Origin of the sequence: Euzebya sp. (assembly GCF_964222135.1) — a bacterium.
In the GTDB taxonomy this organism is placed as follows: Bacteria; Actinomycetota; Nitriliruptoria; order Euzebyales; family Euzebyaceae; genus Euzebya.
Window position 1 is genome coordinate 1 of record NZ_CAXQBR010000094.1, and the last position, 10,838, is coordinate 10,838.

At 68.0% G+C, this 10,838-nt stretch carries 11 protein-coding genes; 3 read left to right on the forward strand and 8 right to left on the reverse strand.

Annotated features, from left to right (window positions below):
• Nucleotides 1-244 precede the first annotated feature (244 nt).
• Nucleotides 245-379 carry a hypothetical protein gene (locus tag ACEQ2X_RS20360; RefSeq protein WP_370327707.1) on the reverse strand — a complete coding sequence of 45 codons (135 nt, stop codon included), beginning with the start codon at nucleotides 377-379 and terminating at the stop codon, nucleotides 245-247.
• 145 nt (nucleotides 380-524) lie between these two features.
• Nucleotides 525-854 (reverse strand): helix-turn-helix domain-containing protein, encoded by a 330-nt coding sequence (locus tag ACEQ2X_RS20365; protein WP_370327708.1) that lies wholly within the window; start codon nucleotides 852-854, stop codon nucleotides 525-527.
• 9 nt (nucleotides 855-863) lie between these two features.
• On the opposite strand from ACEQ2X_RS20365, the gene ACEQ2X_RS20370 reads away from it, so the two are divergent.
• From ACEQ2X_RS20370 to radC, 3 genes are all read left to right on the forward strand, one after another.
• Nucleotides 864-1,403 (forward strand): helix-turn-helix domain-containing protein, encoded by a 540-nt coding sequence (locus ACEQ2X_RS20370; protein ID WP_370327709.1) that lies wholly within the window; start codon nucleotides 864-866, stop codon nucleotides 1,401-1,403.
• Nucleotides 1,396-2,571, forward strand: a complete 1,176-nt coding sequence (locus ACEQ2X_RS20375) for a tyrosine-type recombinase/integrase (protein ID WP_370327710.1) — start codon at nucleotides 1,396-1,398, stop codon at nucleotides 2,569-2,571. Before ACEQ2X_RS20370 ends, ACEQ2X_RS20375 begins: the two co-directional genes overlap by 8 nt.
• Before the next feature lie 373 nt (nucleotides 2,572-2,944).
• Nucleotides 2,945-3,631: a DNA repair protein RadC gene (gene radC / locus ACEQ2X_RS20380; protein ID WP_370327711.1), complete on the forward strand. Its 687-nt coding sequence runs from the start codon at nucleotides 2,945-2,947 to the stop codon at nucleotides 3,629-3,631.
• On the opposite strand, the gene ACEQ2X_RS20385 is transcribed toward radC, so the two are convergent.
• From ACEQ2X_RS20385 to pdxH, 6 genes are all read right to left on the reverse strand, one after another.
• A complete protein-coding gene (locus tag ACEQ2X_RS20385) occupies nucleotides 3,603-4,757 on the reverse strand; it encodes a hypothetical protein (protein WP_370327712.1) in 1,155 nt (384 codons plus the stop codon). The genes radC and ACEQ2X_RS20385 overlap by 29 nt on opposite strands.
• The gene (locus ACEQ2X_RS20390; protein WP_370327713.1) at nucleotides 4,754-6,247 is read right to left on the reverse strand and encodes an N-6 DNA methylase; all 1,494 of its coding nucleotides are present in this window, start codon (nucleotides 6,245-6,247) and stop codon (nucleotides 4,754-4,756) included. Before ACEQ2X_RS20390 ends, ACEQ2X_RS20385 begins: the two co-directional genes overlap by 4 nt.
• Nucleotides 6,237-7,109 (reverse strand): nucleotidyl transferase AbiEii/AbiGii toxin family protein, encoded by an 873-nt coding sequence (locus ACEQ2X_RS20395; RefSeq protein ID WP_370327714.1) that lies wholly within the window; start codon nucleotides 7,107-7,109, stop codon nucleotides 6,237-6,239. Before ACEQ2X_RS20395 ends, ACEQ2X_RS20390 begins: the two co-directional genes overlap by 11 nt.
• A 13-nt stretch (nucleotides 7,110-7,122) precedes the next feature.
• Complete coding sequence (locus ACEQ2X_RS20400) at nucleotides 7,123-7,716, reverse strand: type IV toxin-antitoxin system AbiEi family antitoxin domain-containing protein (RefSeq protein WP_370327715.1); 594 nt, start codon at nucleotides 7,714-7,716, stop codon at nucleotides 7,123-7,125.
• A 69-nt stretch (nucleotides 7,717-7,785) separates the two neighbouring features.
• Entirely contained in the window at nucleotides 7,786-10,140 is a 2,355-nt protein-coding gene (gene hsdR, locus ACEQ2X_RS20405; RefSeq protein ID WP_370327716.1) for an EcoAI/FtnUII family type I restriction enzme subunit R, read from the reverse strand.
• Nucleotides 10,141-10,185: 45 nt separating this feature from the next.
• Nucleotides 10,186-10,833: a pyridoxamine 5'-phosphate oxidase gene (gene pdxH / locus ACEQ2X_RS20410; protein ID WP_370327717.1), complete on the reverse strand. Its 648-nt coding sequence runs from the start codon at nucleotides 10,831-10,833 to the stop codon at nucleotides 10,186-10,188.
• Between the last annotated feature and the right edge of the window lie 5 nt (nucleotides 10,834-10,838).

Consider the following 10,838-nt stretch of genomic DNA (forward strand, 5'->3'; position numbering starts at 1 on the left):
CCAACCGACCCCACAGCGCCCACGGCGACCTCACCCCCGCCGAGTTCGCCCAGCAGCACCAACGGATCACGACACCGACAATGACCCAAGCCGCATAGGCCCTGGACCACTCATCGGGTCCCCCTCAAGGCCTCCACGTCCAAGCACACCCGCTTCGTGGAGTCCGCGATCCGCCAGGCCGCCGCGCTGCCGGCCCGCCAGGACACGACTCAACCCAACGAGCCGGCGAGATAGTCGGGGAGGTTCACTTGTCGTCGTGGGCGGGGCACTGTGCCATCGTCCGGCCGTAGCGCGTCGGCTTCACCTTGGAACCGGCCGTGTGCAGGCGGTCGATGACGAGACCGACGGGGCCGATGCTGCCGTTCGGCAGGGTGCTCACGAGGTGACCTCCTCGGGGTTGTCACGCATCGCGGGCGTCGACCTGAACGAGCAGCACGGAGACCGTCACGTACACCGAACGGCTCAGCGACGTCGCCTACTCCGGACGTTGCGGGACCGCGAGTTTCCGGATGGGAGAGGGGCTTCTACAGCGTGCGGGACATACGGCCGATGTAGGCGTCAACGTCTTCGATGCGCATGATGCGTCGCCGTGACGGCTTGTACAGGATGCTGGGGATTTCCCCCTCGGCGATGAGAGTGCGCACCGTCCGTTCACTGCAGCCGATGCGCTTCGCTGCGTCCCAGCAGTCGACGTGGCCGGCCGGAACGGCACGGCGATTAACAGGTCGGGTAGTAGAGGCCATGATGTTGGATCCCGAGGTCGAAACTGTAGGGGACTGTAGCACGCAGCATAGCCCTGAAACCGCGGACGGCAAGCCGTTCAGCCCTTTGCATTCACCTGCATTCTGGTGCATTCTGTAGACATGCCTGCCTTGAGTGCCCGTCAGAACCGCGCGGCCCAGAGGCGGCAGGATCACGACCACGATCGGCTGCGGGCGCTCGTGCGCGAGACGCGGGAAACGCAGGGTCTGTCCATCGAACGCGCCGCCGCGATGGCTGGCGTCAGTCCCACGACGTGGGGCCGTTACGAGTCCGGCCACACCACGCCTCACGGGACCACGCTCGAGTCCTTCAGGCGCGCCCTGCAGTTGCCACGCCATATCTGGGAGGACCGCTACCAAGACCAGCAGGAACTCGAAGCTCAGGAACACGCCCGGATCGAGGCTCGAGTTGCGGAGCAGACTGTCGTGCTCCTCAGCCCGTGGTCGCCGCGGACTTGGGACGAGGAGCGCGAGCTGCTCACCCAGGTCTTCGCAGGTCGAGCTCGTGTCGTAGACAGCTATGGCGAGTTGATGCACGAACCACTGCCAGGGGAGGACGAGGTGCGGGAGCTGCTGGGCCGGATGACCGCCAAAGATCGGCGTCGTGCCGTCGAGGTCCTCAAGGCCATGGCGGATGGCTAGATCGCGCCGCGGCGACGGCCCCCTGGGCGGGATCAGCAAGCGCGCCGACGGGCGGTGGGCCGTCACCTGGTATGACCATCGGGGCCGCCGGCGAGTCACGACGCGCCGCACGCGAGATGAGGCGTATCAGCTGCTCCTCGATCGCCGCCACGAAGTCGGAATGCGGATCGACCGTGACCGCGATCCCCGCGTCCAAGAGGTCTTGGACGGGTGGTTCGCCGAGATGGAGCGGACAGGCAAGCCGGCTGCGTCCGCCCGCGCCAGCTACCGGGACCGGTGCAACCTGATCCCTCGGTGGTTCGTCGAGATGCGGGTCCGGGAGGTCGACCCCGTCGACGTCCGCCGGGCTCTTGACGAGATCGCCGCGACGCCGACCAAGTACGGCCGTCCGAGGAGCGTCCAGACCGTGAAGCAGGTCCGATCCCACCTGCAAGCCGCGTGGAGACACGCACGCGCCATGCGCGTCACGTCGGACGATCCCGTCGACCCCGCCGAGGTGGCCTCCGGTGGTGACAATCAGCGGCCTGCGCAGGTGGTCGATGCGCTCGAGCTTTCCGACGCCCGGGCGATCTTGAAGGTCCTGGCCGATGAGGACCACCGGCTCTACTCGCTATTCCTGACGAGCATGGTTCACGGCATCAGACAGGGCGAGGGCGTGGGTGCCACGTGGCAACAGCTCAACGTCGAGGCCGGGACCTTGATGGTCGATCGGCAGATCACCCGCGACCCAGCGGGCAGGCGCCATCACAAGCCTCCGAAGGGCGGCCGATCGCGCACGATCACTATGGCCGAGGTCGTCGTCGAGGCGCTCAGCGCCTGGCGTGAACGATGGGCGGACGATCAGGGACGCGAGCCGCAGCCGGACGACCTGATCTGGCCGAGCGAGCTGCGGCACACCCGCAACGGGCCCGTCGGCGGCGGTCCGCTGGGGAGGGCACATCTTTCCCGGCTCCTGGACCGGGTCGCGGGCCGTGCGGGCGTCGGGCATGTGCGCTGGCATGCGCTGCGTCACACCGCGGTGTCGCACGCGATCGACGAGGGGACTGAGCCGTCAGTCGTGCAAGACATGGTGGGTCACAGGACCGCGCAGATGACGGATCGGTACACGACCGTCATGGACGGGGCCGGGCGGGATGCGGCGAAGCGTCTCGACGACCGATGGCGTTGACTGCACCGCGGCCCGGACTCACCGGTTGACTGCGGTTCTGACTGCAATCGCTCCGCACACTGATGCAGCCTGATGCTGTGCGCTACATCCTGCGTTCCCTACAGCACCCATGGATCTCCTGAAATCTCGAGTCCGTGGGAGGTGTACGGCTGCACCGCTCTGCTACAGAATGCAGGTGGCATCCACTTCGTGCAGGAGGACTCGCCCGACGAGATCGGCCAGGCGCTGCGGGAGTGGATGCTCGCCCGCTGAGGAGGGGCACCGCCGCAGACGGCCCGTGCGACGGTGTCACACCGGCTCGCTACCGTCCGGCCGGTGAAGACGGGCGAGGAGATGACGGTCGGCCGAGCCGCCGAGGGCGCCGGAGGGTGTCGTGGGTAACACGATCGCCGCCCTGCCATCGAGGGCGCGACCACGCGAGCGGCTGGCCGTGGCCGGACGGGAGGCGTTGAGCGAAGCCGAGTTGCTCGCGCTCCAACTGCGCAGCGGAACACCAGGGAGCAGCGCGATGGCGCTCGCCGCGGACCTGCTCGCCGAGTTCGGCAGTCTGCGGCGGTTGAGCGAGGCCGGCGTCGAGGAGCTGGGTCGGGTCCCCGGTGTCGGAGCGGCCAAGGCTGCCGCGATCGTCGCGGCCTTCGAGCTGGGGCGTCGGGTGCCGCGTGAGGAGTCCGGCACGGTGCTGCGCCGTGCGTCCGACGTGGCTGAGCTGGCAGCGAACACGTTGGCCGGCTTGCGGCTCGAGCGCGCGGTCGTCTTCGTCTGCGACCGTCATGGACGGCTGCTCGCCGAGGTGCGGCTGTCGGACGGCACCGCGGACCGTGCGCTGGTCGATGTGCGCGAGGTGCTGCACGCCGTCCTCCGCCACGATGGTGCGACGTTCGCACTGGCGCACAACCACCCCTCCGGCGACCCGCAGCCGAGCCCGGCCGACATCGAGGTCACCGCCACGGTCGCTGCCGGCGCCAAGGCGGTTGGCCTGCGGTTCATGGGCCACGTCGTGGTCGCCGGGGCCGACTGGAGCGAAGTACCGCTTAGCTCAGCCCGGCGAAGGCACGGTTGAGGGATGCGGGCATGACGGCCGCGAGAACGGCCTCCCGGGGCTGACGAGCTTCTTCCACGGAGCGAATGACCTCCAGCGTCGTGGGGATTGAGCGATGCTCGGGCGGCGGGAGCCAGACAGGGGCGTTGAGGAACCGCTCGGCCGACACGCGTTCGCGACGGGCTCCCACTCCTTTCGATGCATCGGACAAAGATGACCATAGCAATGGGCTTCGAAGGAGGGCCTGGATGTACGACAGGTCGACACCGGGCTTGAGCGTGAACGTCGGGAACTCGGTAGATGCCACTGCCCCGTCGAGATGCTCGGGAAGAACTGCCAAGGCACCTTCCCAGGCCTTGAGTCGGCTCATCACCACCTCACCTGCCCGGACCCTATGGAGAACCTCGTACTTCGTGTCGCCCGGCAGAAGTGGGCCCCGGTCGATAATCCCGCGCCCGAAGCTCAACACCCCTACTTGCCTGAACTCCGGTTCGGATAGGGCGTCGATCCTCTCGATGTCCAACGAGAGCAAGTCGCCCATCCGAACGCGAGCCCAACCGTCGGCCTCCGCGGGATCGGGGGAAGGGTGTAGGAGGGAGCTCCTCAAGGCACCTGAGAGCAGCGTGCTTCGTTCTGTCAACTGCATCAAACGATTGACACGGTGGGCAACCTCATCAAGTTGGGCAGCGATGCAGCGTTGTTCCTCGATGGGTGGCAACGGGATCTCAATGGCCTCGAAGCGTTCTCGCGCTAAGGTCCGGTTGCGGGTAACCGACCCCGGTGCGGCCTTCTGGATCTTCGGGAAGCCAGCGGGACTGAGGAAGTAGTAGCGAGCCCAGTTCGTGTCGATCAGGTCGGGGTCGCGGGCGGCGTAGCACAAGAAGCGGTTGGTTCCGACGGTGCCGCGTTCTTGTTCGGTCGCGTGGGCGATGGCCCCCTCCCAAGCTTGGATGTTGCTGAGGACCAGATCGCCGGGCATGACTGACGAGAAGCGGTAGTCCCCCAGATCCACCCCCAGCGTGGGTTGGCGGTGGAAGATGCCCTTCCCGAAGGAATAGACGCCGATCAGCCTGTACACCTCACCCGGTTCGATGGCAACAGGTCGGCGCTGAAGATCAAGGACGTCGCCAACCTTGACGCGCCTCACGCCGTGTCCCCGAACTCGGCGTCCAGCTCCTCCAATAGCGACAGGATCTCGCGCTCGGTCTCCAGCAGCTCGGCGATGAGCTCGCCCGGTGGCCGATGGGCCAGGTCGTCGGGACGATGGGGGTTCTTCAGGTCCAGGTTCCAGCCGGACTCGGCGATGGTCTCGGCATCGACGCGCCAAGCGCGTTCGGTCTCGGCTCGGTCCAGCCGCTCACGGCCGCCCCACCACTCGATGCAGTCGGCGAACTCCTCGAAGCGCATCGGGCGGGTCTTGGAGTACTTCTTGCGGTCCTCCGGCGTGGGGATCTCGTAGAACCAGACCTCCTTCGTCGGACCGGTCTTGTCGAAGAACAGCAGGTTCGAGGGGATGTCGGTGTACGGCGCGAACACGCCCGACCCCAGCCGGACGACGGTGTGCAGGTCACACGTCGTGAGCAGCCTCTCCTTGATCCTCGCTCCAGCGCCGTCGGCGAACAGCACGCCGTTGGGCACGACGATGCCGCAGCGACCTCCGTCGGCCAGCATCCGCTGCACGAGCTGGATGAACAGCCAGGCCGTCTCGGCGGTCTGCGTCCCGGCCGGGAAGTTGGACAGGATCGACTTCTCCTCCTCACCACCGAAGGGCGGGTTGGTCAGGATCACGTCCACGCGTTCCGCACGGGTGATCTCTGTCAGTGGCCGGGCCAGCGCGTTGCCGCGCACCAGGTTCGGCCGGGGAAGCCCGTGCAGCAGCAGGTTCATCATCCCCAGCAAGTAGGGCAGCGGCTTCTTCTCGATCCCGCGCAGGTCGACTGCCAGCTGCTCGTGCTCAGCGACGGTCTCCAGCTTGGGCTGTAGGTGCTCCAACGTCTCGACCAGGAACCCGCCGGTCCCGCAGGCTGGGTCCAGCACGGTCTCGCCCAGCTGCGGGTCGACCATCTGCACCATGAACCGGATGGCGGGACGCGGTGTGTAGAACTCGCCGGAGTCGCCAGCCGCGTCGCGCATCTCTCGCAACATGGACTCGTACAGCAGGGCCATGGTGTGGACGTCCTCGGAGGAGGTGAAGTCCACGTCGTTGACCTGCTCGATGACGTCGGACAGCAGGTAGCCGGAGACCATGCGGTTGTAGGTCTCCTTGAAGACCGTCGAGAGGATGTCCCGCGGATCGCGGTCGGTGTCGCCTGTCAGACCGCGCAGGTAGGGGAAGAGGTCGTCGTTGACGAACCGGAGCAGGTCATCACCTGTGCGGCCGTCGATGCGGTCGGCGGCCCAGTCGCGCCAGCGGTAGGGCGCCTCGATGGCGGGGCGGTAGTCGTCCTCGACGATCTCGCGCTCCATCTCGATCCCGTCGAAGGCCTTCAGGAACAGCAGCCAGGCCAGCTGCGGGATCCTGTCCAGATCGCCGTTGAGCCCTGCGTCCTTGCGCATGGTCTTGCGGGCCGAGTTGATCACCGACCGCAGCCTCGCCTGCGGCGTCGGCGGGGCCGCGCTGCTCTTCCTACGTGCCATGGGATCCTCGATCCGATTCATCGCCGAGCTCGCGCGCGGCGTCCCAGAACTGCTGAACGGTTGCGTGTGCGTCGGCGGCCGTGCGCGTGTGCAGACCCAGCTCAACGGCCATGGTCGTGAACGGTGCTGCCCACTCCTCCGCCATGGACGGCAGGGTGACCGGGAGATGCTGCTGCCGGTTGATGAACGTGTGCACCACCTCGTCGTGGAGCCGCCGGTCGGGTGCCAGCCCGTGCTCGATGAGCAGGACGAGGTCGACCAGGTCCTTCACCCTCGTGTTGGGCCGGTCGTCGTAGCGCCGGAGGTACGCGCTGAGCTTCTCAGCCCAGTGCGTCGCCAGATCGAGGACGGGGATGTCCACGACCGGCAGGTCCGCGAAGTCCAGCATCTCGCCCAGCCGGACACGGTCCGCATCGGTGGCCGCGGCGGCACTGCGCACCACGTCCACGACGAACCGCTCGAAGACCCGGCTGCCCAATCGAGCCTCCACGGACAGTCGGAGGACGATCCCTCGATCCGGCATGTCCGAGAGCTCCCGCCGTCCCGTGACGCGGAAGGAGAAGTGGTCGCCGAACGGGTCGGCCTCCAGATCCTCGAGCAACTGGTCGGCGGGGTCGGCAAGCGCACGTGCGGCCAGGTCGATGTCTCGCGTCGCCCGAGCCCGTTCGGGCATCCGGAACTGCAGCGCCGCTCCGCCCTTGAGCAGCCAGGCGCCGTGCGCTGATACCGCCAACCTCGCAAGGAACCGATCGAAGGCGACGGTCCGTCGGAGACGAGCCAGGTCGCGGTCCTGAGCGTCCGCGGCCTGTCGCATCCGGGCTTCGAGCGCCATCCGGAAGGCGTCGGGTTCGGTGTACCTCATGAGTCGGTGTGCGTCATGAGGACGTGCCGGCCAGAACGCGGTCCGCCCGTAGCCGCGCGTCGGGGCTCAGCTCGTGCATGCGTCGCCGGATCAGACCAGCCGTCACCCCGCCCGTCGCGACCGCATCGTCGACGACGCTCGCGACCAGCTCCTCGTCGAAGTGGGACTCGATGACATCGAGCACGGTGCGGAGGACGGTCGTGATGGTGGCCCCTTCGAGCGTGGTGACGTCGCTGTCCGGGAGGACGCCCCGGTGCAGGACGACGACGGGATCGGACATCCGGAAGTCCGGTGGGACCGTCAGGTGCACCTTGGCGGGGTTGAGGAGACCCAGGCCGTACGCTGCGGCGGCGGAGTCGTGCGACACCACTGCCCGGTGCTTGGACCACAGCACCCACCGGACGAGCCCGTCGTTGGGTCCTGCCGGCCACTCCGGGATGCGGAAGATCCCTCGGTCGACGCGTGTCCAGTTGCCGTGGTCGACGTGGTACTTCTGCGCCTGGTGGGAGTAGCCGATCTGGACGGCCTGGGCCGCCGTGAAGTACCCCGCCTGTTCGGCCGCGAGGGCGTAGAGGCGGTGTCGGAGCGCTTGTCGGTCCCCCGGCATCCGCGGATCCTACACCGAATCTGTAGGTTGAATGGCCCGATAACTAAACCGAAACTTTAGTTTCGTGCGCTACGCCGCGTAGAGCTGGTCGTGGAGCTCCGATATGGCTGAGCGGAGCGCATCAACGCCTCCGAACCGGTTGGCGAGTTCCACAGGCGATCCGAGGTCAGCCAACGGCGGTACGCGGAGGGCGGCGGGGGTCAGTTCGTCCGGCCCGTGTTCGGCGTACTTGTCCAGCAGGGCGTCGAGGACCATCCGCGCGTCGGCGCTGAACCGTTCGAAGAACGCTGCCCGCTCGGCTCGCACGCGGCGGACCCGGTCGTGGCGCGACTCGAGCGGTTCGTTCCAGGCGAGGTGGACCAGCACGTCCAGTGGGTCCGCGTCGTGCAGCCCGGTCTGCTCTCTGGCCTCTGCGAGATCGATCCCCCGCTCGGCGAGCGCGTCGATGATCGTCCTCCGGGTTGCTCCTTCGCCCCATCTGGCGCGGAGCTCCGCGGCGGTGGGCGCGAGGTCGCGGATCGCGTCGACGAGGAAGGTCCGGTACTCGACCAGCTTCGGGCGTCGGGTGGAGGGGTCAAGCCTGAAGACACCCTCCGCGACGACCCAGACCGGCTCGTCATCGACGTAGTACTTCCGGACGTCGTCCTGGGTGTCCAGATCGCCCTCCTCGGTCTCGTGTGGACCGTCCTCTACGGGAGGTTCGTGCACCTCGTCGACTTGGTTGACGACCTGGCCGGTCTCGTCGATCTCCTCATCGGTCTCGACCAGCGGCGGTCCGTCGAACTCGGGGTCCTCGAAGAGGCGAGTCGCACCGCAGTAGTCGATGATCTCGAACTGCCACTTGTCGGTGTCGGGGTCCAACCGGGTGCCCCGTCCGATGATCTGCTTGAACAGGGCGATCGACCCGATGGGGCGGAACAACACGATGTTGCGGACCGACGGGATGTCGACGCCGGTGGAGAGCAGTTGGGACGTCGTGGCGATGGTCGGGGAGCGTCGTTCCGGGTCCCGGAACTCGTCGAGCAGTCGGCCCGCCTCGTACTCCGCGGAGACGATCCGGACGACGTAGTCGGGGTCGGCGGACGTCAGGTCCGCGTTCGCGTTGTGCAACGCACGCCGCATGGCGTCTGCGTGATCGGAGTTGACGCAGAAGATGATGGTCTTCGCATGCCGGCCCGTGCGACGGAGGTGTGCGGTCAGGTGGTTCGCGGCCGTCTCGGTGCGTGACAACAGGGCGACGACCCGCTCGAACTGCGCGGTCTCGTAGAGCCGGTCGGGGATCTCGTGGCCGAACAGGTCCAGCTCCCCCTCTTCGGGGGCGAACCCGAACGCATCGGCGCTCAGGACCACCCTGCGCACGGTGTAGGGCGCCAGGAACCCATCCTCGATGCCCTGGGCGAGGGAGTACTCGAAGATCGGGGGCCCGAAGTGGCGGTACGTGTCGGCGTCGGTGCTCACAACCGGCGTGGCCGTGAGCCCGATCTGCGTGGCCGGGCCGAAGTACTCGAGGATCTGGCGCCATGTCGAGCTGTCGGTCGAGCTGCCGCGATGGCACTCGTCGACGATGACCGCGTCGAAGTAGTCCGGTGGGTACTGCCTGAACCATGCGTCCTCGCCCACGCCGAGGTTCTGGTACAGCCCGAAGTAGATGTCCCGCCCGGTCTTCATCTCACCGGCGAACTTGTGGATGGCGTGCTCGCCGAAGACCGGGACGAACTCCCGCTGACGGGGCTGGTCGATCAAGATGTTCCGGTCCGCCAGGTAGAGGATGCGCGGCGGTCGGTCCGCGACCCACCCGGTGCGCTGCAGCTTCCAGGCGATCTGCATCGCCAGGAAGGACTTGCCGGTGCCCGTGGCCATGACGACGAGCAGACGCTCCTCACCAGCCAGGACCCGCTCGACGGTGCGGTTGATGGCGGTTCGCTGGTAGTAGCGCGGAGCCTTCACACGGCCATCGGAGAGACGGAGGTCACGGTTGAACGGCTCGGTGTACGCCCGACGGGTGACGGGGGTGAGTCCCTTGCCGGACGTGAAGTGCTCCCATGCCTCCTCTGGGGTGGGGAAGGGGGCGTTGAACTCCTCGGTGCCGCCCGCGATGTCGACCCGGACGGTCACGGTGCCGTTGGATGCGTAGGCGAGTGGGAGGTCCAGAAGTCGCGCGTAGACCTTGGCCTGGCCGATGCCGTCGGCGGTGCTGCGCGCGCTGCGCTTGGCTTCGACGACGGCGACGGGGACGCCAGCGACGAGGAGGACGTAGTCCGCTCGCAAGGGCCGGTCACGTCGATGCCGGCCGCCCAACGGCAGGATCCGCCCGTCCGTGATGCGGAACTCCTCGACGATGCCGTCGTCGTCCCAGCCGGCCGCGCGGAGGGCGGGGAGGATCAGCTCCCGACAGGTCTCGCTCTCCGTTGGGCCCACCCGCACCGGTGAATCGTAGCCCAGGGTGCCGGCCGCCGAGGTCGACGACCGCTACGGCGCGAGCCGCTCGATGGTCCAGCCGTCCCCGTCGCGGGTGTAGCGGAAGCGGTCGTGGAGGCGGTCCGACCGGCCCTGCCACACCTCCACCGCGTCAGGGGTGATCGCGTAGCCGCCCCAGGACTCCGGGCGGGGGATGACCTCGACCCCCTCGAAGCGCCGGGCGGTCTCCTCGACGAGGAGCTCGAGGGCGCGGCGGTCGGGGAGGGGTCGGGACTGCGGTGAGGCGTGCGCGCCGATCTGGGCGCCCCGAGGACGGGTGGCGAAGTAGGCGTCGGACTCAGCCGTCGTGGCCCGCTCGACGGTCCCCCGCACCTCCACCTGCCGCTGCGGCGTCGCCCAGCGGAACAGGGCGGCGACGTGGGGGTTCGCCTCGATGTGGCGGGCCTTCCGCGAGTCGTAGTTGGTGAAGAACAGCAGCCGCCCGTCGACCACGCGGCGGAGCAGCACGGTCCGCAGGGCCGGTCTGCCGTCGGCGTCGACCGTCGCGAGCCCCATGGCCGTCGGCTCGACCAGCTGGTCGGAGGCGGCGGCGGTGTCGAGCCAGCGCTGCAGCTGGGCGACCGGGTCGGGGTCGAGGTCCTTGCGGCGCAGCGGCTGCCGGCCGTAGTCCATGCGGGCGGTGGTGGGTTCGTCTGCCATCGAGT

What these genes read in the sequence shown, in the direction of transcription:
- ACEQ2X_RS20365 (WP_370327708.1), bottom strand. Translation starts at nt 854, where the DNA reads ATGCACCAGAATGCAGGTGAATGCAAAGGGCTGAACGGCTTGCCGTCC.
- ACEQ2X_RS20370 (WP_370327709.1), top strand. Translation starts at nt 864, where the DNA reads ATGCCTGCCTTGAGTGCCCGTCAGAACCGCGCGGCCCAGAGGCGGCAG.
- ACEQ2X_RS20375 (WP_370327710.1), top strand. Translation starts at nt 1,396, where the DNA reads ATGGCTAGATCGCGCCGCGGCGACGGCCCCCTGGGCGGGATCAGCAAG.
- ACEQ2X_RS20390 (WP_370327713.1), bottom strand. Translation starts at nt 6,247, where the DNA reads ATGGCACGTAGGAAGAGCAGCGCGGCCCCGCCGACGCCGCAGGCGAGG.
- ACEQ2X_RS20395 (WP_370327714.1), bottom strand. Translation starts at nt 7,109, where the DNA reads ATGAGGTACACCGAACCCGACGCCTTCCGGATGGCGCTCGAAGCCCGG.
- ACEQ2X_RS20400 (WP_370327715.1), bottom strand. Translation starts at nt 7,716, where the DNA reads ATGCCGGGGGACCGACAAGCGCTCCGACACCGCCTCTACGCCCTCGCG.
- pdxH (WP_370327717.1), bottom strand. Translation starts at nt 10,833, where the DNA reads ATGGCAGACGAACCCACCACCGCCCGCATGGACTACGGCCGGCAGCCG.